Origin of the sequence: Acinetobacter sp. YH16051, from assembly GCF_013417135.1 — a bacterium.
Taxonomy (GTDB): Bacteria; Pseudomonadota; Gammaproteobacteria; order Pseudomonadales; family Moraxellaceae; genus Acinetobacter; species Acinetobacter towneri.
On record NZ_VPEN01000003.1, the window covers coordinates 137,055 to 158,682 of the forward strand.

Annotated in this window: 22 protein-coding genes and 1 pseudogene; 6 read left to right on the forward strand and 17 right to left on the reverse strand. The window is 41.0% G+C overall.

All coding sequences use genetic code 11. The features are described from left to right. Positions 1-2: 2 nt before the first annotated feature. From ruvB to FTV41_RS04120, 3 genes are all read right to left on the reverse strand, one after another. Positions 3-1,010: a Holliday junction branch migration DNA helicase RuvB gene (gene ruvB, locus FTV41_RS04110; protein WP_004971787.1), complete on the reverse strand. Its 1,008-nt coding sequence runs from the start codon at positions 1,008-1,010 to the stop codon at positions 3-5. Positions 1,011-1,252: 242 nt separating this feature from the next. Beyond that, positions 1,253-1,855, reverse strand: coding sequence for a Holliday junction branch migration protein RuvA (ruvA, locus tag FTV41_RS04115; RefSeq protein WP_154320901.1), 603 nt, complete (start codon positions 1,853-1,855; stop codon positions 1,253-1,255). Between the two features lie 129 nt (positions 1,856-1,984). Beyond that, positions 1,985-3,325, reverse strand: coding sequence for a deoxyguanosinetriphosphate triphosphohydrolase (locus FTV41_RS04120; protein ID WP_179996170.1), 1,341 nt, complete (start codon positions 3,323-3,325; stop codon positions 1,985-1,987). A gap of 263 nt (positions 3,326-3,588) precedes the next feature. Between FTV41_RS04120 and FTV41_RS04125 the strand changes: the two genes are divergently transcribed. Further along, the gene (locus FTV41_RS04125) at positions 3,589-3,906 is read left to right on the forward strand and encodes an NGG1p interacting factor NIF3 (RefSeq protein ID WP_096901118.1); all 318 of its coding nucleotides are present in this window, start codon (positions 3,589-3,591) and stop codon (positions 3,904-3,906) included. A gap of 540 nt (positions 3,907-4,446) precedes the next feature. On the opposite strand, the gene FTV41_RS04130 is transcribed toward FTV41_RS04125, so the two are convergent. Then, entirely contained in the window at positions 4,447-5,223 is a 777-nt protein-coding gene (locus tag FTV41_RS04130; RefSeq protein WP_179996171.1) for a nitroreductase family protein, read from the reverse strand. A gap of 150 nt (positions 5,224-5,373) precedes the next feature. Beyond that, positions 5,374-6,174, reverse strand: a complete 801-nt coding sequence (locus FTV41_RS04135; protein ID WP_179996172.1) for an enoyl-CoA hydratase-related protein — start codon at positions 6,172-6,174, stop codon at positions 5,374-5,376. Between the two features lie 411 nt (positions 6,175-6,585). Between FTV41_RS04135 and FTV41_RS04140 the strand changes: the two genes are divergently transcribed. Then, positions 6,586-7,158 carry a nicotinate-nicotinamide nucleotide adenylyltransferase gene (locus FTV41_RS04140; protein ID WP_179996173.1) on the forward strand — a complete coding sequence of 191 codons (573 nt, stop codon included), beginning with the start codon at positions 6,586-6,588 and terminating at the stop codon, positions 7,156-7,158. 78 nt (positions 7,159-7,236) lie between these two features. Here FTV41_RS04140 and FTV41_RS04145 read toward each other — a convergent pair whose 3' ends face one another. The 5 genes from FTV41_RS04145 to dapD all read right to left on the reverse strand — a co-directional run bounded on the left by FTV41_RS04145 (position 7,237) and on the right by dapD (position 10,557). Then, positions 7,237-7,695, reverse strand: a complete 459-nt coding sequence (locus tag FTV41_RS04145; protein WP_096901114.1) for a peroxiredoxin — start codon at positions 7,693-7,695, stop codon at positions 7,237-7,239. 70 nt (positions 7,696-7,765) lie between these two features. Next, positions 7,766-8,170 carry a hypothetical protein gene (locus FTV41_RS04150; protein WP_004971768.1) on the reverse strand — a complete coding sequence of 135 codons (405 nt, stop codon included), beginning with the start codon at positions 8,168-8,170 and terminating at the stop codon, positions 7,766-7,768. Positions 8,171-8,183: 13 nt separating this feature from the next. Next, the gene (queC, locus tag FTV41_RS04155) at positions 8,184-8,855 is read right to left on the reverse strand and encodes a 7-cyano-7-deazaguanine synthase QueC (protein ID WP_136144778.1); all 672 of its coding nucleotides are present in this window, start codon (positions 8,853-8,855) and stop codon (positions 8,184-8,186) included. An 89-nt stretch (positions 8,856-8,944) separates the two neighbouring features. Next, on the reverse strand, positions 8,945-9,655 hold the full coding sequence (queE, locus tag FTV41_RS04160; RefSeq protein WP_136144777.1) for a 7-carboxy-7-deazaguanine synthase QueE: 711 nt from the start codon (positions 9,653-9,655) through the stop codon (positions 8,945-8,947). A gap of 80 nt (positions 9,656-9,735) precedes the next feature. Beyond that, positions 9,736-10,557 (reverse strand): 2,3,4,5-tetrahydropyridine-2,6-dicarboxylate N-succinyltransferase, encoded by an 822-nt coding sequence (dapD, locus tag FTV41_RS04165; RefSeq protein WP_179996174.1) that lies wholly within the window; start codon positions 10,555-10,557, stop codon positions 9,736-9,738. Positions 10,558-10,856: 299 nt separating this feature from the next. Between dapD and carO the strand changes: the two genes are divergently transcribed. Further along, entirely contained in the window at positions 10,857-11,603 is a 747-nt protein-coding gene (carO, locus tag FTV41_RS04170; protein ID WP_179996175.1) for an ornithine uptake porin CarO, read from the forward strand. Between the two features lie 72 nt (positions 11,604-11,675). On the opposite strand, the gene FTV41_RS04175 is transcribed toward carO, so the two are convergent. The 7 genes and pseudogenes from FTV41_RS04175 to FTV41_RS04205 all read right to left on the reverse strand — a co-directional run bounded on the left by FTV41_RS04175 (position 11,676) and on the right by FTV41_RS04205 (position 18,859). Then, complete coding sequence (locus tag FTV41_RS04175) at positions 11,676-12,884, reverse strand: OmpP1/FadL family transporter (RefSeq protein ID WP_131261164.1); 1,209 nt, start codon at positions 12,882-12,884, stop codon at positions 11,676-11,678. 184 nt (positions 12,885-13,068) lie between these two features. Further along, on the reverse strand, positions 13,069-13,992 hold the full coding sequence (locus FTV41_RS04180; RefSeq protein WP_179996176.1) for a CysB family HTH-type transcriptional regulator: 924 nt from the start codon (positions 13,990-13,992) through the stop codon (positions 13,069-13,071). A 52-nt stretch (positions 13,993-14,044) separates the two neighbouring features. Next, positions 14,045-15,106: a sulfate/molybdate ABC transporter ATP-binding protein gene (locus tag FTV41_RS04185; RefSeq protein WP_179990088.1), complete on the reverse strand. Its 1,062-nt coding sequence runs from the start codon at positions 15,104-15,106 to the stop codon at positions 14,045-14,047. Positions 15,107-15,117: 11 nt separating this feature from the next. After that, positions 15,118-16,011, reverse strand: coding sequence for a sulfate ABC transporter permease subunit CysW (gene cysW, locus FTV41_RS04190; protein ID WP_104851751.1), 894 nt, complete (start codon positions 16,009-16,011; stop codon positions 15,118-15,120). Then, a complete protein-coding gene (gene cysT, locus FTV41_RS04195) occupies positions 16,008-16,841 on the reverse strand; it encodes a sulfate ABC transporter permease subunit CysT (RefSeq protein WP_004971748.1) in 834 nt (277 codons plus the stop codon). The genes cysW and cysT overlap by 4 nt, the downstream gene beginning before the upstream one ends. A gap of 87 nt (positions 16,842-16,928) precedes the next feature. Next, the gene (locus tag FTV41_RS04200) at positions 16,929-17,534 is read right to left on the reverse strand and encodes an alpha/beta hydrolase (protein ID WP_096901106.1); all 606 of its coding nucleotides are present in this window, start codon (positions 17,532-17,534) and stop codon (positions 16,929-16,931) included. 317 nt (positions 17,535-17,851) lie between these two features. Then, positions 17,852-18,859: pseudogene (locus FTV41_RS04205) on the reverse strand (sulfate ABC transporter substrate-binding protein). Positions 18,860-19,019: 160 nt separating this feature from the next. Here FTV41_RS04205 and pabC point away from each other — a divergent pair. The 3 genes from pabC to tmk are packed head-to-tail and all read left to right on the forward strand — an operon-like array spanning position 19,020 to position 21,521. After that, positions 19,020-19,853 carry an aminodeoxychorismate lyase gene (gene pabC / locus FTV41_RS04210; protein WP_179996177.1) on the forward strand — a complete coding sequence of 278 codons (834 nt, stop codon included), beginning with the start codon at positions 19,020-19,022 and terminating at the stop codon, positions 19,851-19,853. After that, positions 19,846-20,910, forward strand: coding sequence for an endolytic transglycosylase MltG (mltG, locus tag FTV41_RS04215; RefSeq protein WP_131261158.1), 1,065 nt, complete (start codon positions 19,846-19,848; stop codon positions 20,908-20,910). Before pabC ends, mltG begins: the two co-directional genes overlap by 8 nt. A 2-nt stretch (positions 20,911-20,912) precedes the next feature. Further along, entirely contained in the window at positions 20,913-21,521 is a 609-nt protein-coding gene (tmk, locus tag FTV41_RS04220) for a dTMP kinase (protein ID WP_179996178.1), read from the forward strand. Positions 21,522-21,628: the final 107 nt, after the last annotated feature.

The following is a 21,628-nucleotide window of genomic DNA, read 5'->3' on the forward strand; positions in this document are numbered from 1 at the left end:
AGCTATTTTTCTTTTGGCTCTGGCGGTGTCATCCCAAATTGTAAATACGCCATATTGGTCGCAATACGCCCGCGAGCGGTTCGCATTACATAACCTTGTTGAATTAGGTATGGTTCAATTACATCTTCCAAAGTGCCAGAGTCTTCAGCCATAGCAGCGGCCAAAGCTTCCACACCTGCAGGCCCACCATCAAAACGCTCTAATAACATTGATAAATAACGACGGTCTAAGGTATCTAAACCATCTTTATCGACATTCAGCATATCTAGCGCACGTTGTGCCATCTCTTGCGTGACTTCACCTGTGCCTTTGACCTGCGCATAGTCACGAACGCGACGCAATAATCGGTTGGCAATACGTGGTGTACCGCGCGAACGACGAGCGACTTCATTGGCTCCTGCATCGGTCATTGGCACATCCATTAAACTCGCCGAGCGTTTGACAATATGGGTCAAATCTTCAACCGAATAAAATTCCAAACGCTGCACAATACCAAAACGGTCACGTAACGGTGAGGTGAGTAAGCCTGCACGTGTGGTAGCGGCGACAAGGGTAAATGGTGGCAAGTCCAGTTTAATGGAGCGTGCTGCAGGCCCTTCACCAATCATGATGTCCAGTTGATAATCTTCCATCGCTGGATACAAAATTTCTTCAATCACAGGTGAAAGACGGTGAATTTCATCAATAAATAACACATCGCCTTCTTCAAGATTGGTCAGCATGGCGGCTAAATCGCCTGCGCGCTCTAAGACAGGCCCTGAAGTAGATTTAAGATTGCCGCCCATTTCACGGGCAATAATATTGGCGAGTGTGGTTTTACCTAAACCTGGTGGTCCAAAAATCAGGGTGTGGTCCAATGCTTCTGCGCGTCCACGGGCTGCACCAATGAAAATTTCCATTTGTTCACGCACTACAGGTTGCCCAATATAGTCATCGAGTGAAGTGGGGCGAATGGCGCGATCAATTTGATCTTCGGGTTTTTCAGAACCACTGATTAGACGGTCTTGCATATCGTGTTAACTAATCTCTTGAGCTGGGCATTTTGATGCTGCATGCACAGCCTCAAAGTATGAGTTGCGTTTAAATGCCTTTGCGAAGGCATGATTTTACTTTTGAAAGATCAAAAGTAACAAAAATCTTATGTTGAGTTGAGGGTATATCCCTATACCCCAACTCAACGGGCGACATCCATGTCGCCAGTCATGTATCCAATATTGGAAAGATGAACTTACGCTAGGTTTGTTGGCATCTTTTATTTATTCATCGACTTTAATGCTGCACGGATAATATCACTGGCTTCGGTAAAATCGGCCTTGACTGCATTAATCAGTTTTTGTGCTTCGGCAGGTTTATAACCTAAAGACTGTAAAGCGGCTTCGGCTTCGGCAACAGCAGAATTGCCCGTAAAATGGATTTGAGTCGCAGTGGAATTGCTGCTGCTGACTTCGTTGGACATGGCTTTAAAGCGATCACGCAATTCAATCATCAGGCGTTCAGCGGTTTTTTTGCCCACACCTGGCACTTTAATCAGGGTGTTAATATCTTCATGTTCTACGGTGTGAATCAGTAACTCGACACTCAAGGTCGATAAAATACCCAGCGCCATTTTCGGGCCGACACCATTGACTTTGAGTAAGGTACGGAAAATGGTTTTTTCTTGGGCTTCTAAAAAGCCATACAACAATTGAGCATCTTCACGCACAGCTAAATGCGTCCACAGGGTAATTTTATGCCCTTTTTGTAATTGGCAAAATGTGGTGAGTGGCGTGTCAATTTCATAGCCCACACCATTCACGTTCAGTAACACGGTTGGTGCTTCTAAAGCCAATACTTCGCCAATAAGACATCCGATCATATTTGTGATTCACTGATTAATTTAAAATAAGTTGCTGTTCGCATAGTAGAGTGCATTTTCACAAAAGGCAAAATCTGCGCTTAAATCCTACTTCTATTTATATACAAGTATTGATATGCAAATTATTCATTACAGCAAGCCGACCTTATTGCCTTGTAATTCTTGCGATAAGTTATAGGCTTGGTGATCTGAAAACTTAGAGATAATATCCAAGACTTGCATAATATTGTCATAGTGATTATGCGCAAAATCTGCCCCTGAGCGTTGCAAGATTGACATTAAACGCTGCTCTTTAAAACTTAGGGTTTTATGTGGCGTGGTGAGTGGAATAAACGCATCCAAAATGTTTTGTAAACTTTGATGCGCAATAATTTCCAGCCCTGCCTTTTGTGGATGCTCGAAAATTTTCTCACGGGCTAAGTCTTTGGCGCGATTAATACCAATTTCAATATCTGCCGAGCAATATTGTAAAAGACTGCCTTTGAGCTGTCCCATTAGAATTTCCAAATGGTGTTTGGCAAACGCTGTGGTGACTTCATCGACCAAACGTTTCATGACCCGACCACGCAAAGCGGCAATTTTTTGTTGCCATGTGGTACGTGCCATCGCCAGTTCTGCTGGAATACCGTAGTCACCAATCAAGTTTAAAAAGATCAGTTCAACTTCTTCATAGCTGAGCATGTTTAAGATAATGCCATCTTCCAAATCAATTAAGGCATAGCAAATATCATCTGCTGCTTCCAATAAATATGTCAGTGGATGACGGCAATAGTGATAATCGCCCAATTGAATCAGACCAAGCTGTTCTGCAATTTGTTTGAGAATTTCTTTTTCGGCTTGGTAACAACCAAACTTATCACGTTGATTGGCAGGGCGGTTGCCTTGTTCGGCAATGGTTTTGGAGAGCCATGGATATTTTAAATAAGCGCCTAAAGTGGCATAGGTTAAACGCATGCCGCCATCATTTGGATGATAGTCAATTTTGGTGAGTAGACGTAAACCTTGTGCATTGCCTTCAAACTGACGGACATCAGCTTCTTCTTCATCGCTGAGTTTGGCGAGGAAATTGCCGTGTGAAGCATCATCAAACCATTCACGAATGGCATATTCGCCTGCATGCCCGAAAGGTGGATTACCAATATCATGTGCCAAGCAAGCAGCTTGAATAATCGCACCGACATCGGCAGGGGAAATCCACATAGGCAAGTGGTCTCTAATTTTTTCTGCAGCCAACATCCCTAATGAACGTCCAATACAAGACACTTCTAAAGAATGGGTTAGGCGAGTGTGAATACCATCGTGTTGAGTCAATGGATGGACTTGGGTTTTACGGTTTAACTGTCTAAAACTTTGCGAAAAAATAATACGGTCATAATCTTTATGAAAAGGGCTGCGCGCCTGTTCTGTACTTTGTTTTTTACTACCAATTCGAACTGTGGAAAGCAGTTCTAACCAACGCATTTGAGTCATTTATCATTATTCACTATGTGCTTGTTTTGCATCATGCCAAAAAAATGACAAAAGCTCTAGGGGCGTGCGACATGGCTTGTCTTTTTAAATCTAAATTTATACAAAATGGGGGATAAGTTTGTGGCGAAGCGTACTTTAAATTTTTTTTTGGGGCTATATAAATTGAGGATTGGATGATGCGTATAGGTTGCCAAAATAGCAACAATGCTCAAATTTTTATGCTAATTTCTAATTAATTGTGAAATGGATAGCGAAGCTTAAATATGCTCAAACTGATTTATTATGTGCCTGAATCTCATCTTGAAGAAACCAAACTGGCTATTTTTGCAGCGGGTGCAGGTGGAATTGGCAATTATGAACATTGTGCATGGCAGGTTTTAGGCACAGGGCAATTTAAACCTGTCAAAGGAGCAAATCCGTTTGTTGGCGAGTTAGATGCTTTGGAACACGTTGCCGAGTGGCGCGTGGAAACTATTGTACCTGAGCAAAATGCTCAGGCAGTCGCAAAAGCGCTCAAGGCAAGTCATCCTTACGAAGAGCCTGCCTTTGAGTTTATGCAACTTTTAGATATTAATTTTTAAAGACTTAAATACCAATTTTTAAAGAAAAATAGAATTGCACTATCACTCATATATGGATTGGGGCAAATATAAGTTGCGTAGATAGAGTTTACTTTTCACGGGCGAAAAGTAACAAAAGCCCTCTGTTAGACTGATGGTACGTCCTGTACCACAGTCTAACGGGCGACATCCTTGTCGCCTTATCACGAGTCAAAATGTGGCTAGGTTTTAAAAATACAGTTGAAATATTAGGGTCTGTTGACACTTCATCTATGTTTGCGACGTGAGAGATATATCTCGCAAGGTTTTTTAGCTGCTATAAGGCATGGGGCAGGAAATTTAGTTATTCTAAATGACTGACTCATAACGCAATAGCAGCAAAAAATATGCTCGTCCCCTTGCGCAGCAAACAAAGCAGCGCTTTGTTCTTGCTCATGTGGCTAAAACTTTCTCAGATTACGTTATGAAACTTGGCAATAGTCTCGCTATTCCTTGCGTTTCATGCCTAATCTGCTCAGTTTTAGCCTACAGCGCAAGCCATTTATGAAATGTTAACAGCCCCTAGACTTTCTGAATAAATAGGTCACGGTCAAAACGGTATTGCGGGAAAAAGACACCATCTTCGGCACGTTCACCTGCAGCAATCACCATCACTGGAAATTGTTGATCATTCAGTTTTAAGAGTTTGCGTACCATCGGCTCATCAAAACCTTCCATCATACAGCTATCAAAACCGTGTGCGCGAAGGGCTAAGACCATATTTTCACAGGCGAGTGCTGTAGTTTTACTTGCCCAAAGTTTGGCATCTGCAGGGTTAAACGCAGTTACAGGTAATTGTTTATCTAAACTACGTGCAATTTTGAAAGCGACTTTCTTAAAGTTACCTACTGCGTTTAAATAGCCAGTCATGTAGTTATAAGGAATAAACTTGTAATATTTTTTGACTGCAGCAGGTGCTTCAGGAAAAGGGAACTCGCTGATATTCTTTTTTGCCATTTCATCAACACGGTCTGTACGTGCAATACACACGATTAGCTCTGCTGCAGTACGAGCAGCGAGTTGTCCTAAGCAGGCTTTAACCAGTTGTTTTTTCTTGGCAGGATTTTGCACCACGACAAAAGTCCACGGTTGTAAATTAGATGAGTTTGGAGCCAATAAAGCCATATCTAAACAATCATCCAATACTTCTGCAGGAATGGCTTTGTCGGTAAATTTACGCACCGAACGACGGCTTTGAATGACTTTTTTAAAGTTTTCTACATCAATATCTTGTGGTGCAGGTTCAAAATAACGTTCTTTTTTTTCAGCTTTAACATCGGTTGGATTTGGATTAGACATTACAATTTTCCTCAATTTTTTAATGATTGACAGCACATTGCAGAATATGGGGGCGAATAAAGAAAAAACCACATTCAGCCAAAATGAATGTGGTTTTAAAACATCTAGTTCACTTGAAATGGGTGTAAGTACATTTCAGCTAAACAGCGCTTAATTAAATTGGCTGAAATCAGGTTTACGTTTTTGCATAAAGGCCTGCACCGCTTCCATCATTTCTGCTGAGCCGACACGTTGCATAAAAATCTCTGCTTCATGGTCAATCCACGCCACAATTTCATTGACATTATGTTTCATGAGGGCTTTAGATTGTTTAAGTGATGCCAATGGTAAAGCTGCCAATTGTGCTGCTTTTTGTTGCGCCGTTGCATAGACATCGGTTTCAATGCTATTAACTAAATTTGCCGATAATGCCGTTTCGCTATTGAATTTTTGTGCAGTTAGCAACAGTTCAGCCGCTTTGTGATAGCCTGCTTGTTCTACTAGAAGTTTGCTTGATGCACCTTCAGGCGATAAGCCCAAGCTCACAAATGGAATTTGGAATAGGGCAGTATTGTCGCTATATACCAAATCTGCATGTAATAGAATTGTGACACCAATGCCAATTGCCACCCCACGTACAGCTGCAATCAGCGGTTTAGAAAACTTAGCTGCAGATTTTAATAAGATGAATGGAGGGCCTTCGGCAGCAGGTAGTTGTCCTTTAAGTGCAGCAGACTTCATAAAGTCATGCATGTCATTGCCAGCACTAAAATCTGCATCTGTGCCACGTAAAATTACACAACGTACTGCGTTGGACTGATCTGCTTCATCTAAGGCTTGTGCAATCCACAAATATAATTCACCATACAGCGCGTTTTTTGCTTCTGGTCGGTTGATGGCTAAAGTCAGTACGCCATTGTCTAAATTCGCATTCAAATGTGGGTGAGGTTGTTGAATACAGCTCAGTGTCATCGTACTATCCTTGCTTTGATTGGTTTGAATTTATGGCTCATTATGTCGCAAATTCGCAGCGCTGGCACAACTCATGAGTTCATAAAAAGTTAGTGAATGATGAGATTTGCGTTCCTAATTCAATGTGAAATTTATTTAGAATTTGGGGTTGTTCATTTAAAAAATGAATAAGCAAGGCGGAATCTTAACGTCTATTAATTCTATTTTAGGATTAACCTTCGGTTCGACCTACTTTTGTTTTGGCAAAAGTAGGCAAAACCATTTGTCATCCACGAAACCTGCCCAATTATTGTTTTTGATTTATTATCTTGCAAAAACAATAATGAGTTGATACCACGCAGGTTGTGGATGACATTTCCGCGTATCAGATAGCATCATGTTGTTATCAAAATTAGGATTGGCGTATTTATTATGCAATATACGTTTGATTATTTGGTTTTCATTGGCCGCTTTCAGCCATTTCATTTGGCGCATTTGCAAACCATTCAAATTGCGTTATCACGTAGTCATTATGTGATTTTGGCATTAGGTTCTGCACAAAATGAGCGCAATTTAAAAAATCCGTTTTTAGCCAAAGAACGTGAGCAGATGATTTTGTCTAACTTTTCACCTGAGATGCAAGAACGGATTAAGTTTGTGCATGTCGTAGATGTCTACAATGATGAAAAATGGCAAAAACTAGTCAAATCTTTAGTCGGTGAATTGATTCAACCGCAAGATCGTGTTGGTTTAATTGGGCATTTTAAAGATGACTCGTCTTATTATTTAAAGTTTTTCCCTGAATGGGAGATGGTAGAATTAGACAGCTTGCAAGATGCCATGTCTGCTACGCCTGCACGTGAGGCTTATTATCGTGGGGAAATACAGCCTAATTTTTTCCCGCAAGGCACAATTGATTTCTTAACCGCATTTCAAAACACGGAAATTTATCGTCAATTACAAGACAAATACCAGCAGCAGGACAGCAGTAATTTGACGGAGTAATCCAGTTTTTAAATGAAAAAGGATGATTGAAAAAGCTTTCAATCATCCAGAACATTGTGTTTTTTTAGAGGCTGAAAATTAAGCCTGTAAAGCGGTTAAATCCGCAAGCACTTGCTCGGCATGTCCTGCAGCTTTGACTTTACGATATTCTTTCAGTAATTGACCTTGATGGAAAATAAAAGTAGAGCGTTCAATGCCCATAACTTTTTTGCCATACATATTTTTTTCTTTAATCACATCAAACAACTGACACAATACTTCTTCTTTATCGCTAATCAAGTTGATGCCTAAAGATTGTTTTTCGGTAAAGTTTTGATGGGCTTTGACTGAGTCGCGCGAAATGCCAATGATGGTGGTATTAAGCGCATCAAATTGTGGCTTTAGCGCAGTAAAATCGACAGCTTGTGTGGTGCAGCCTGGGGTAGAATCTTTCGGGTAAAAATACACCACTAACCAATCTGTACCAAGTTCGGTTAAATTGACTTCGCCTGTGGTTGCAGGAAAAGCTTGATTTGGTAATTGAATTGTCGTGCTCATATTTTTCTCCAAAATCATGCACATAAAAAACTAGCCACATAAAGTGGCTAGTTGAAATTGTTAAGAAAAATTATTTTTTCTCAGCCGCTTTCATTGCTTCTTCAGTTAAGGTTTTTAATTTACCTGTAAGCTGAGGACCAAAACAAGTTTGCAAATCTTTATTTTGCTTTTGTACAAAAGCTAAAGTCGCAGGGCTCTTTTTCTGGTTAATTGCGCTTTGAATTTCCCATTTTTGAGCGTTGGTTAATTTACCATCTGCTTCTACTGCACAAGTACAATATTTGCTTACTTCAGCTGTAGTCAGTTTTTTGCCTTTTGCAGTTTCTTCTTTACAAACATTAATTAAAGCTGCTTTTACATTGGTGCTTTTATATGCTTGTTGCAACTTGTCATTATTTGCGTGTGTCGTTGTTGCGAATAATGCAGCAACAGACATAATCGCAGAAACTATAATGTTTGATTTTAAATTTTTCATACACTTTACCTTGTTATGACGGTATATAACGCGTTGGGTCTGCAACACCGGCATCGGCAAAACCTTGTTTGCGTAAGCGACAGCTGTCACATTTACCACAAGCACGTCCTTGGTCATCTGCTTGGTAGCAAGAAACCGTTTGACTATAGTCTACGCCATGTTCAATACCTAAGCGAATAATATTTGCTTTGGATAAATGTAACAAAGGTGTCTCAAATTTTAACGGTTTGCCTTCTACGCCAACTTTGGTTGCCAAGCGTGCCATATTGGCAAAAGCATCAATAAATTCAGGACGACAGTCAGGATAGCCCGAATAATCTACCGCATTAATACCAATCACAATTGCTTCTGCATCAAAAACTTCGGCAGCTGCCAAAGCATAAGACAGGAAGATGGTATTACGCGCAGGCACATAAGTCACAGGAATACCTTCTTGCTCATGATCAGGTACTTCAATGCTGTGATCGGTCAGGGCAGAACCGCCCAAGTTGCCTAAATCAATATTAATCACACGATGCTCAATGCCTGCATTTTTAGTCAAGGCACGTGCAGCATCTAGCTCTGTAGTCGAGCGTTGACCATACATAAAACTAAGTGCAATACATTCATAACGCGCTTGTGCCCATGCCAAACACGTGGTTGAGTCTAATCCACCAGATAACAATACAATGGCACGAGGGCGCATAATTGAACTCCAAATTTTAAAATATAGCGATAGAACTTGAGCAAAAGTGTGAAGATTGACGTCAATACGAATGGGGATTCGTGAGGAGATTAACGACCTGTTTCATCATTCCAAAGCAATTTATGTAATTGCAATTGGAAACGAACAGGGAGATGGTCGGCTAAAATCCACTGTGCCAAATCACGTGCAAGTTGTGGCAAGGCGACTGCACCTTTTTCGACAGCAAATGCAGGGGAGAACCACACTGTATCGACTTTTTTATGCAACTGATATTGCTCAACTTGCTGCTTCGCCCAAAGATAATCGTCATGATTGCAAATCACAAATTTGATTTGATCATGTGGGTTTAAAAAATCTAAATTTGATAATAAGTTGCGTGACATTTCACCCGATGCAGGGGTTTTTAAATCCAGCACCTTCGACACACGGTTATCCACTTTAGAAATATCTAAAGCTCCACTGGTTTCCAAAGACACTTCACAACCTAAATCTGCCAAGCGTTGCATGAGTGGCAGTGCATTCGGTTGAGCCAGAGGTTCACCGCCCGTCACACATACATACGGTGTTTTAAATTCTAGCGTGGTTTGGATGATGTCATCTAAAGATTGACGTTCGCCACCTTCAAAAGAATAAGTGGTATCACAGTAATGGCAACGCAATGGACAACCCGTTAAACGAATAAACACGGTTGGCAAGCCCGATGTATTGGCTTCGCCCTGCAATGAATAGAAAATCTCCGTGATGCGTAAACCCGCAGACGGATCAGAAACAGGAATAGCGGAAGATCGGAGGGTATTCATAAAATTCATCACAGTATGTAAAAAAACAAAAATCCCTACGGTCATTGCTGGCCGTAGAGATGGAGAAAACTAAAAAAAGTTTAGTCTTCGCGTAATAAGTCGTTCAAACTGGTTTTTGCACGGGTTTTCGCATCTACTTTCTTCACAATGATAGCAGCATACAAGCTATAAGTGCCACATTTAGAAGGCAGGTTGCCAGAAACTACCACCGAACCTGCAGGTACACGACCATAATGGATTTCGCCAGTTTCACGGTCATAAATTTTGGTCGATTGACCAATATAAACGCCCATAGAAATGACAGAACCTTCTTCCACAATCACGCCTTCAACAATTTCAGAACGTGCGCCAATGAAGCAGTTGTCTTCAATAATAGTTGGGTTTGCTTGAAGTGGCTCAAGTACACCACCAATACCTACACCACCCGATAAATGCACGTTTTTACCAATTTGTGCACATGAACCTACAGTTGCCCATGTATCAACCATGGTGCCTTCATCTACATAAGCGCCAATATTGACATAAGATGGCATTAACACCACATTTTTGGCTTGGAATGAACCTTTACGTGCAACTGCTGGCGGTACAACACGCACACCTGCTTGTTTGAATTGCTCGTCAGTCCAACCTGTAAATTTCGTGTCTACTTTGTCGTAGAAACGCAAATCGCAAGATTCAATTGGCTTGTTATCATTGAGTTTAAAAGATAACAAAACTGCCTTTTTTAACCATTGGTGAACGATCCACTCACCATTAATTATTTCAGCAACGCGTAATGTGCCGTTATCTAAACCTGCAATTGCTTGTTCAACTGCCTGACGAATTTCAGCGGGACAATCTGCAGCGCTGAAATTAGCGCGGTCTTCAAATGCTTGTTCAATGATTGTTGAAAGCTGAGACATCGATGTTCTTACCAGAAAAAAATTTTCCAAAGATTTTACACTATATTGAGTGAGGAATAGATAAAAATTGGAGTTGATTGCAGTTTATCCTTGGCAAGATAAAACAAGTCAAGTTGAGCGCTAAATTGTTGAAGTTTTGAAAATAAATGCTTTTGCAATAAACAATAAAAATAAATTTGTATCAAAAAATAACAAAAACGGGGTGAATTTTGCATAAAAGCTGAGCGGAACATGCTCTATAGTTTTCTCATGACAAAACGAATGAAAATTCAAAAAGTTTTAGTTTGAGGAGAAACACAATGAAAACTTTACACACAATTTTAGCCGCTTCGGTATTGGCAGCAGTTGCAGGTTCTGCAATGGCAGATACAGCTGTAATCCAAGATGGTTATGCGTTTGATCGTAACCAACTCATTCCAACAGGTGTCCGTGCTGAAGTAGGTACAACTGGTTATGGTGGTGCATTGCTTTGGACTGCAAACCCGTATGTGGGTTTAGCACTGGGTTATAACGGTGGCGATATTTCTTGGTCAGATGATCTGTCTATCAATGGATCAAAGTATGATATGGACATGGACAATAACAATGTCTATTTGAATGCTGAACTCCGTCCATGGGGAGCAAGTGAAAATCGTTGGGCGCAAGGTGTATATGTAGCTGCAGGTGTAGCTTATTTAGATAATGATTACAAACTTGACCGCCGTGTAGGTGGTGTAACTAACTTCTCAGTAGGGAAAACTGACTTCCAGTCTGGTGCTGAGGGTGTACACATCAATGGTGAGTTACAATACGAAAATGATATTGCTCCATATTTAGGCTTAGGTTTTGCACCAAAAATCAACAATAACTGGGGCGTGTTTGGTGAAGTTGGTGCTTATTACACAGGTAATCCAACTGTATCTTTAAATCGTGTTTCTGGTTCAGCAACCAATAATAATGGTGTTGCTTTAGATACTGCATTGGAGAGAGAAGAAGCAGACATCCGTAATGATAATGAACACGAATGGATGCCAGTAGCGAAACTAGGTGTAAGCTACCATTGGTAATTCAAGTCAGTGTTTGAGTAAACATAAAACGAGCTTCGGCTCGTTTTTTATTTGTGTAGGTTTACGTGTATATTAAAAACGATGGGCAAGACGTAAACCATAAACAAGGGCATTGTTATTATTGGACGTTGCCAGCGAGGCAAAAGACACAGCACTGTCAGTATTGGTATTGATTTTGGCTTTTCTAAACTTTAAATAATGTGCGCCAAATGTAATCTCATTTTTTTGATTTACACGATATACCACGCCTGTTCCAAAACTTGAAAAGCCATCTGAAGGGTTGAGTGTAGACACAGTATTGCCAGTCCCAGAGTCCCATGAGCTTTCAATAAAACTGACCCATGTGGGTGTCCAACGGTGCGCCCAGCCTATTTTTGCCGACCATTGGTCTTTAGGGTAGGAAATCAGTTGATAACCTGAAATTTCGGGTACATACGGTGCATAGGCAGCAATGACCGCATTAAATTGTGGCGGTTGAATGCTAAAGTCAGACCAGTTTACCCAGCGTAAATCTGCATAGACGAGGTTATGTGTCGAAATCGCTGTTTGTAAGTGTGCATTGACAGATTGTGGAGTTTCTACCACGCTCTGATTTTCGGGCACAAGATTTAAAAGCGTGTGTTGCGTATGTTCGTAAGTATTTAGACGATGTTTAATTTTAGCGCGATAAGTCACTGCGGTTTTAAATGCATACTCTGGAATTTGATAACTAAATCCTGTTAACCAACCTAGGGCAGAATCACGTTCAAATGCTACGCTATAACCATTAAACACAGCATAATCTTGTCCAAAAACCTCTAAATAGCCTTTAAAGTCTTGCCAGCTAATACCTGTAAAAAAATTCCAGCGAGGGGTAGGTTGATAGCCGATTAGTGCAGTCATATTGCGACTGTCAAACTGAATATGACTGGACTCAATTTCTATTTTTTCAGCATATATTTCAGGGGTATATTGATAATTAACCCGCCCACCAAACGGTTGGTCGAATAATAAACCAAAGGAAAGTTGTGGGCTAAGCTGTAATTTTAAGCCCGCATTGATGAAATGTTTGCTTTCGACCAAATCTCCAGTCGAAAAATCAGTAACTCCCAGTTCACGGAGTTGTTGTTGATATTGTACTTGCCCAGAAACATTCGGCTCTAAATAAAGCAAGGTTATTTCTGCATAATTATTTTCTTGTAAAAAGGCGCTTACAGATTGATGGCTTTGTTCTAGAGCTGCAGCATGACTATACACTATGGGCAGGACGTACAAGCATGCAGTGCAAAGATGATATTTCATGTGACGTCCCGCATTTGAGTGATAGAATCGTGTTTAAAATCAAATAATCATTTTTATTGTTGATTATATTTTATGCATAATTTGAATCAATTTAAAACATTATTTTCCTGTTTTAAGATAAACGAAGATCGTGGCGAAATAATGAAACATAAGAGAGCGAATGCGCTCTCTTATGTGAATGGGGTTATTCGTCAGGATAAGCAATGCGCTTTAACGCTTTAATATCGGCATTTGGTGCACATAAAGAAATAAACTCATAACCATAGCCACGTAGTAAATGTCCTTTGCGAACCGCAATCCATGTGGTGTTTACCCCAAAAATATCGGTCTGGATTTGTTTTAGACGGTAATCGCGTTCTGCATCGTATGCCACATTGTTTACCACGCCTACGCCCATGCCCAATTCAACATAGGTCTTAATAACATCGGCATCAAGTGCAGACATAACGATATTGACATCAATTCCTGCATCGGTAAATGCTTTGTCAATTTTAGAACGTCCCGTAAAGCCGCCGTGATAAGTGATGATTGGATATTCTGCCAAATCGGTCAGGCTAATCTCAGTTTTACTGGCTAAAGGATGATCTTGCGGGGTAATAATGCTGTGGTGCCAGTCATAATAAGGCACACTTGCCAAGTTCTCTTCAGTGGTTAGAGATTCGGTTGCAATACCAATATCGGCTTCACCTTGTAGCAGCATTTCGGCAATTTCAACAGGGCTGGCTTGTTGCAAAATCAAATGTACTTTAGGGAATTCTTTTTTAAACAAATTCACAATAGGCGGCAGCACATAACGCGCTTGGGTATGTGTAGTCGCAATGGTGAGCGTGCCTTCATCTACTTTATTAAAGTCATCAGCAAGGCGTTTAATGTTATCTGCATCAACCAACATGCGTTCGACAATACTTAGCAACGCTTGTCCTGGCTCGGTTAAACCTAATAGACGTTTGCCTTTGCGCACAAAAAGCTGCACACCAAGTTCATCTTCAAGGTCTTTAATGTGCTTACTCACGCCCGATTGAGAAGTGTATAGTGCCGCAGACGCTTCGGTTAAATTAAAGTTTTGCCGAACGGTTTCTCTAATAATTCTAAGTTGTTGGAAGTTCATAGTGGTGCAACCCTAAAAAGGATGGAGCGGGTTAGGCTCCATCTTGATGTCCTTATGCGACTTGATTTTCAAATAAATGTAAAGTGGTTACACTTAACCAAACCGTTTGATTTGGGCGGAATTGGTGCAGTTTCGCTTCATCTGCAGTGAGTGCAATTTCAATTAAATTCCCTTGGCGATCTTGCAATTCTGCAACTACTTTACCAGCAATCCAAACCTCACGTAAGAAGGTCGCTTGAATGGTATTTTCCTGTGGTTGGGCATGAATATGCAACTCATCTGGACGCGCAAATGCAATCACTTTGCCTTGTGGTGCATTCGGTTGATTGAGAAGTTGTACGCGATCTTCACCAATTTGCACAACCCCTTGATGATGTTGTCCTTCAAAACGGTTGGCTTGACCTAAGAAGTCAAATACAAACGGAGTTGCAGGCTGTTCATACACTTCACGCGGTGAACCAATTTGTTCGACATTACCTTTGTTCATGACAATAATTTGATCGGCAACTTCGAGTGCTTCTTCCTGATCGTGGGTCACGAAAATTGAAGTGATGTGTAATTCATCATGCAAAGTTCTTAACCAACGACGTAATTCTTTACGCACTTTGGCATCAAGCGCACCAAAAGGTTCATCCAATAACAATACGCGTGGTTCTACCGCTAAGGCACGTGCCAAAGCAATACGTTGACGTTGTCCACCCGATAATTGTGCAGGATAACGGTCTGCTAAAAAGCTTAACTGTACCAAGTCGAGTAAACGCATAACACGCTTTTTAATCTCGGCTTCTGAAGGTCGGGTTGCACGTGGACGTACCCGTAAACCAAATGCGATATTGTCAAATACGGTCATGTGGCGGAATAGGGCATAGTGTTGGAAAACGAATCCAACTTGACGTTCGCGCACATGCACATCGGTTGCATCCTGACCCTCTAATATCACTTGCCCACGATCTGCCGACTCTAATCCTGCAATAATACGCAACAAGGTGGTTTTACCACAGCCTGAAGGCCCAAGCAGCGCCACCAGTTGGCCATCTGGAAAATCGAGGGAGATGTCTTTAAGTGCATGGAATGCACCAAAATTTTTTTCAATATTTTTAACTTGAATACTCATGCGGTCATTCCTTAAGAAACAGTTGAATCTTCATTGCGTTGGTTTTGCTTTTCTTGGCGAATTTCAACCCAAGTTTTTAAAATCAGGGTCACAATCGCGAGAAGTGCCAAGAGAGAGGACACCGCAAACGCAGCACTAAAGGTATATTCGTTATAGAGAATTTCGACGTGCAGCGGTAGGGTGTTGGTTTCTCCGCGAATATGCCCCGATACCACAGATACCGCGCCAAACTCACCCATTGCGCGGGCATTACACAGAATCACGCCGTAAATTAACCCCCATTTTATGTTTGGCAAAGTGACTTTCCAGAAGGTCTGCCAACCCGATGCACCTAATACAATCGCAGCTTCTTCTTCCTCTGTGCCTTGCGCTTCCATTAAAGGAATCAATTCACGCGCCACAAAAGGTACAGTAATGAAGATGGTGGCAATCACAATTGCAGGCACGGCATATAAAACTTTGATGTCGTGTTCCATCAACCAGCCGCCCATCCAGCCTTGTGTGCCAAAAATCAGGACTAACATTAAACCTGCAATCACAGGAGAAACTGAAAAAGGCATATCAATTAAGGTGGTGAGAATTGACTTGCCACGGAAATTGAATTTCGCCACTGACCACGCTGCGGCAATACCAAATATCACGTTTAAAGGCACGGCAATGGCTGCAGTGAGTAAGGTTAATTTCACTGCTGATAAAGTGTCAGGATGCACCAATGCTTGGGCATAGACACCAATGCCTTGTTTAAACGCTTCTACAAAAACCAAAATCAGCGGCAAAATCAGACAGCTTAAGAAGAAAATGAAGGCAATTGCAATCAGGGTATAGCGTACCCAAGTCGGTTCACGTGTTGCATCGCGTGATTGTAGTTTTTCAGCCAAAGCATTGCTGTTGGTATTTAAACTCATCGTGCAGTTCTCCCTGTGCGACGACTTGCCCATGCTTGTAATAAGTTAATTAAGAACAGCATGACAAAAGAAATCAGCAACATCACCACAGCAATTGTGGTTGCACCTGCGTAGTCATATTCTTCTAAACGAGAAATAATCATTAAGGGTGCAATTTCAGTTTTAAATGGTTGGTTACCTGCAATGAAAATCACCGAGCCATATTCACCCACGCCACGCGCAAATGCGAGGGCAAAACCTGTAATCAGTGCAGGCAATAAAATAGGGAAAATCACTTTGGTGACAATTTGAAAGCGGTTAGCCCCTAGCGCAGATGCTGCTTCTTCCAACTCGGTTTCTAAGTCACTGAGTACGGGTTGCACGGTACGCACAACAAATGGAATACCAATAAAAATCAGGGCAAGGGTAATCCCGATAGGGGTATACGCGACTTTAATGCCTAATGGTTCTAAATATTGTCCAATCCAGCCAGTCGGTGCGTATAAAGAAGTTAAGGCAATACCCGCAACTGCAGTAGGCAATGCAAAAGGTAAATCGACCAAAGAATCTATAATACGTTTGCCTGGAAAGCTGTATCGTACCAAACACCATGCCAATAATAAGCCGAAGACGACATTAATAAAGGCTGCAATGAGCGCAGCGCTAAAACTGAGTTGCAAAGATTTTTGGATACGTTCTGAACTTAAAATTTCCCATAAACCATCCCAACCGATACCCAGCGATTTAATAAATACAGCCGATAAGGGAATAAGAACAATTAAGGATAAATACGCTAGGGTAAAGCCTAGAGAAAGACCAAATCCTGGCAGCACTTTGGATCGCTGCGACATGATGACTCCTCAAAAGAGAGAATGAGTGTTTGAAAACAAACAGATAAAAGTAAAAGATAAATTCGGCACAAGCATAATTTGCGAAGATTAAATTGCAAATTTGAATAAATACTTGTTGTTATCAGAAATACTGATATGTGATTGCATATTTTCTGCAATCAAATAATCATAAATTTCAGGAAATGCCCCAAAGCCTGATGCAACATTAATATGACCCACTTGTCCTAAATTAATCGGTGTTAATTGCCATGCTTGGGCAAGTGCCTGTGCATCTGCAAAACTTAGCCACGGGTCATTTTCACTGATCAATAAGCGTGTCGGTACAGCCAATTTAAGTTGCTGAAAATAAGCCGAATAATTGCTTTGGCTGTGTTGTGCAAAACCAGATTCACCAAAACGGGCAGGGTTAGCAGGTGCAACCAAAACCACATTTTTAATTTTCGCCTGCAATTTAGGTTGCTGTGCTAAGGCTGCCACTGTGGTCAGACAACCAAAGCTGTGCGCCACAATTTGAATATCGTTCTGGATCGGGGCAACTGTTTTGACAAATTCAGCAACCCAGTTCTGTAAAATTGGGCTATTCCAGTCTGACTGTTGTACACGCGAGCAAGACATGAGTTGTCGTTGTAACCAAGATTGCCAGTGCGCATATTCACTGCCACCTACACCTGGAACAATTACGGTATGAATCATGTCGATGCTCCTTCGCATATTTCAGCCTGAAATAATGATCTGAATAACGCTTGAATATGAATTGAACCCATCATTTTCAGCTTTGGCTGTGATCACTTGGATTCAAAACTCAGTAAGATAATGCTGTAAAATTCATGTTTTAAATAATCTGCAACAAGGATAACTAGAGTTTCTATGCAAAAAAAATAATTAAAAATGAATTTTATATGAATAAAAGAGATATATGTGAATCAGGTAAAAATGCGTTTGTGAAAACACCCGCATTTTTCAATTTGGGTGTTTTCAGCTAGCGCTTTGGTATGATTTGCCTTTCAGTATTATTTGGTTTGATTGGCTTTGACAAGCTGGTCGAAAATGCCACCATTTTCAAAGTGTTGCTTCTGAACTTTGCTCCATCCACCAAACTCTTGATCAATAGTCACCAACTTCAATGGTTTAAATTGCGACTTATATTGTGCCAACACCGTAGCATTACGTGGTCGGTAATAATTCTTCGCAGCAATGTTTTGACCCGCAGGCGAATAGAGATAGTTTAAATAGGCTTTGGCTAAGTGTTGATTGCCATCTTTTTGCACATTTTTCTCTACAATCGCCACAGGCGGTTCAGCCAAAATAGATAGAGAAGGCGTGATGATCTCAAATTTACCCGGTTGTTCACGCACGGCTAAATAGGCTTCATTTTCCCAAGCTAACAAAACATCACCAATGCCACGTTCTGCAAAAGTGGTGGTTGAGCCACGTGCGCCTGAATCCAATACTTTGGTTTGTTTATAAATTTGGCGAACAAACTCTTGCGCTTTAGCATCATTGCCCGCAGGTTGATGTTTTGCCCATGCCCACGCTGCCAAATAGTTCCAGCGTGCACCGCCAGATGTTTTTGGATTTGGAGTAATGATTTCCACACCAGGTTTGACCAAATCGCCCCAATCTCGAATACCTTTTGGGTTGCCTTTACGCACTAAAAATACAATTGTGGATGTATAAGGGGTCGAGTTGTGCGGAAATTTCTTTTGCCAGTCTTTAGGTAATAGACCGCGTTTGGCAATTTCATCAATATCGGCAGCCAGTGCCAAAGTCACGACATCGGCACCTAGACCATCAATCACCGCACGTGCCTGTTTGCCCGAACCGCCATGTGATTGTTTAAAGTTAATGTTTTGCCCGGTGGCTTTTTTCCAGTACGCACCAAAATCTTAGTTAAAGTTATCGTATAATTCACGGGTTGGATCGTAGGAAACATTCAGAAAGTCTTTTGCAGAAACGCTCAAGGTTGTTGCCGAAAGTACTGCCGCCAGTAGTCCAATTTTCAGTTTTGTAAAGTTCATGTTTGACCTCAGGTATTAAATCTGTTGTTGAATGAGGCAAGCATATCGGTAGTCTATTTGCTGAAAAAATAATTTAAAATGCGGTGAATATCAGTAAATGATAAATATAAATTTCTTCATTGTTTTCTATATTTAGAGATAAATAACGAGTACTTCTTCCATGCAGTGTTATAAAAATGCCAAGCCTACCGAGCAGATTCATGTGTTAGATCGCGCGTTTCATTATGGTGATGGATGCTTTAGCACTGCACGTTTTCGCCAAAATCAAATTGAATTATTTGACCGCCATTTGGCGCGTTTGCAATATGCCAATCGCCAACTTTCTTTAAATGCCAATCTTGAGTTAATCACTGAAACGCTGACAATTTTAAAGCAGGCGCATGGCGAGTTAAATGGTACTTTGAAGATTGTTTTAAGTCGTGGTGTGGGGCAGCGTGGCTACAGCTTGCCTGATCATCCTGCCGATGTTTGGGTGTTTTTCTATCCACAAGTACAAGCGGCTTTAGATACGGCATATCATTATGACATCATTCAAAGTGGCATCTTGGCACAAGCGATTGGACTAAGCATGCCGAATTTAGTTGGGCTGAAAAGTCTAAACCGACTTGAACAGGTATTGCTCAAACAAGAAGCCGATCAAAAAGGCTGGACAGAAGCTTTGGTTACTGATGTACAGGGCAGTGTGGTTGAAGGTGTGAGTAGTAATTGTTTCATTCGTATAAACAATACATGGATTACGCCACAACTTGGTTATAATGGCGTGCACGGTGTCATGCGGGCAGAAATTTTATCGCGCATGCAACAACAGAATTTGCATTGTGAACAGCGTGATATTCATGTTTCGGAAATTGCGCAGATTCAAAGTCTGTTTTTCTGTAATGCCTTAACGCCCATGAAAATTGTCAGCCATTTAGGGCAGCAGGTTTTAGATGTGCAGCCGTGTGTGGAACTATTTAAGCAACTTCAACTGAATCAGATTCATTCTTATGTCTAAGCGTCCATCAAAATCTAAAAAGAAAACCAAACCTATATGGTCTAAGCGTGCTATTCAGGGTGCGCTTATTTTTGTACTCGGACTGTTTTTGGTCATTGGCATGATCTTATGGTCAAGCTTATTTAAAGATTATCCTGTTGAAGGCAAAAAACAATTATTGGCAATTAATGATGGTGATACCTATTCACGCTTTATTGATCGTTTGGCAGAACAAGATCATGTGAATTTTCCAATTGTTTTAAAGCTCTATCAACGAGTGATGATTCACGACAGCATGAAAAAAGGCGTGTATGAAGTCCGTCAGGGCATGAGTGTGCGTCAGGTTATGGAAATGATCGCCAATGCTGAAAATGCACAAATGAACCGTATTTTGGTGATCGAAGGCACGACTTTTAAACAATTGATTGATGCGTTAAAGAAAGATGAGTTGGTCACCAAAGAAGTGTCGCATTTGCCATATGATCAAATGCTAAAAGCTTTAAATATTCCTTTTACACATCCCGAAGGTTTATTTGCGCCGAATACTTATTTCTTTGCCAAAGGTGAAACTGACCGTAAAATTTTAACCGATTTGTATCAGCGTCAAATGAAATCATTGGATGATGCTTGGAATAATCGTGCAGCAGATTTGCCCTATAAAAATAAATATGAAGCTTTAATCATGGCATCTATTATTGAAAAAGAAACCAATGTTGATGCGGAATTAGAGCAAGTTTCAGGTGTGTTTGTACGTCGTTTAAAACTGGGTATGCGTTTACAGACTGACCCAACCGTGATTTATGGTATGGGAGATCGTTATCAGGGCAATATCACCCGTCAGGATTTGCGCACTCCAACGCCATACAACACCTATACCATGAGTGGCTTAACGCCAACACCAATTGCTTTGCCAAGTCAAAAAGCCATTGAAGCGGCTATGCATCCAGACCAATCTGACAATATTTATTTTGTCGCGACAGGTAACGGTGGGCATAAATTTAGCACCAATTTGCAAGATCATAACCGTGCCGTACAGGAATATTTAAACGTACTACGCACAAAAAAATCAGGGGAATAAGTATGTTTATCAGTTTTGAAGGTACTGAAGGGGTAGGCAAAACTACACTTATTCGCCGTATTCATGATTATTTTACTGCACAAGGTCAGTCGGTGGTTTTAACCCGTGAACCGGGTGGAACCTCTATGGCAGAGCAAATTCGTGCTTTGTTGCTCGCGGTCAACCATGAAGAAAAAATGTGTTCAGACACTGAGTTATTGTTGATGTATGCAGCGCGTGCCCAGCATTTAGATCAGGTGATTTTACCTGCGTTGGTTGTAGGGAAAACTGTGCTATGTGATCGTTTTAGCGATGCCAGTTTTGCTTATCAGTGTGCAGGACGTGGTTTGAGTGAAAGCAAGTTGCAGACTTTAAATAATAACTTTGTTGCACGTATGCCTGACTTAACTTTTTGGCTGGATGCACCGATTGAACTGGGTATGACCCGTGCACGGGCGCGTGGAGAACTTGATCGTTTTGAACAAGAGAAAGCAGCTTTCTTTGAGAAAGTAAGAAGTGGCTATCAAACTTTGTGGGAGCGACATCCTGAGCGGCTGAAACGCATAGATGCAACACAAAGCCCCGATCAAGTATTTGCACAGGCGATGCACTATTTGCAAGCTAAGGCATAACAAACAAAGGTATAACAAGCCAATGGGTCATGGTTATGCATTTGATTGAATGGAAAAATCTTCTATAGTGGAAATGCTTTAGAAGATTTTTTTATTTAAATAATAGC

Bases quoted from the DNA above. Each gene is read 5' to 3' on its own strand.
- ruvB (WP_004971787.1), bottom strand. From the start codon at position 1,010: ATGCAAGACCGTCTAATCAGTGGTTCTGAAAAACCCGAAGATCAAATT.
- ruvA (WP_154320901.1), bottom strand. From the start codon at position 1,855: ATGATCGGATGTCTTATTGGCGAAGTATTGGCTTTAGAAGCACCAACC.
- FTV41_RS04120 (WP_179996170.1), bottom strand. From the start codon at position 3,325: ATGACTCAAATGCGTTGGTTAGAACTGCTTTCCACAGTTCGAATTGGT.
- FTV41_RS04125 (WP_096901118.1), top strand. From the start codon at position 3,589: ATGCTCAAACTGATTTATTATGTGCCTGAATCTCATCTTGAAGAAACC.
- FTV41_RS04130 (WP_179996171.1), bottom strand. From the start codon at position 5,223: ATGTCTAATCCAAATCCAACCGATGTTAAAGCTGAAAAAAAAGAACGT.
- FTV41_RS04135 (WP_179996172.1), bottom strand. From the start codon at position 6,174: ATGACACTGAGCTGTATTCAACAACCTCACCCACATTTGAATGCGAAT.
- FTV41_RS04140 (WP_179996173.1), top strand. From the start codon at position 6,586: ATGCAATATACGTTTGATTATTTGGTTTTCATTGGCCGCTTTCAGCCA.
- FTV41_RS04145 (WP_096901114.1), bottom strand. From the start codon at position 7,695: ATGAGCACGACAATTCAATTACCAAATCAAGCTTTTCCTGCAACCACA.
- FTV41_RS04150 (WP_004971768.1), bottom strand. From the start codon at position 8,170: ATGAAAAATTTAAAATCAAACATTATAGTTTCTGCGATTATGTCTGTT.
- queC (WP_136144778.1), bottom strand. From the start codon at position 8,855: ATGCGCCCTCGTGCCATTGTATTGTTATCTGGTGGATTAGACTCAACC.
- queE (WP_136144777.1), bottom strand. From the start codon at position 9,655: ATGAATACCCTCCGATCTTCCGCTATTCCTGTTTCTGATCCGTCTGCG.
- dapD (WP_179996174.1), bottom strand. From the start codon at position 10,557: ATGTCTCAGCTTTCAACAATCATTGAACAAGCATTTGAAGACCGCGCT.
- carO (WP_179996175.1), top strand. From the start codon at position 10,857: ATGAAAACTTTACACACAATTTTAGCCGCTTCGGTATTGGCAGCAGTT.
- FTV41_RS04175 (WP_131261164.1), bottom strand. From the start codon at position 12,884: ATGAAATATCATCTTTGCACTGCATGCTTGTACGTCCTGCCCATAGTG.
- FTV41_RS04180 (WP_179996176.1), bottom strand. From the start codon at position 13,992: ATGAACTTCCAACAACTTAGAATTATTAGAGAAACCGTTCGGCAAAAC.
- FTV41_RS04185 (WP_179990088.1), bottom strand. From the start codon at position 15,106: ATGAGTATTCAAGTTAAAAATATTGAAAAAAATTTTGGTGCATTCCAT.
- cysW (WP_104851751.1), bottom strand. From the start codon at position 16,011: ATGAGTTTAAATACCAACAGCAATGCTTTGGCTGAAAAACTACAATCA.
- cysT (WP_004971748.1), bottom strand. From the start codon at position 16,841: ATGTCGCAGCGATCCAAAGTGCTGCCAGGATTTGGTCTTTCTCTAGGC.
- FTV41_RS04200 (WP_096901106.1), bottom strand. From the start codon at position 17,534: ATGATTCATACCGTAATTGTTCCAGGTGTAGGTGGCAGTGAATATGCG.
- pabC (WP_179996177.1), top strand. From the start codon at position 19,020: ATGCAGTGTTATAAAAATGCCAAGCCTACCGAGCAGATTCATGTGTTA.
- mltG (WP_131261158.1), top strand. From the start codon at position 19,846: ATGTCTAAGCGTCCATCAAAATCTAAAAAGAAAACCAAACCTATATGG.
- tmk (WP_179996178.1), top strand. From the start codon at position 20,913: ATGTTTATCAGTTTTGAAGGTACTGAAGGGGTAGGCAAAACTACACTT.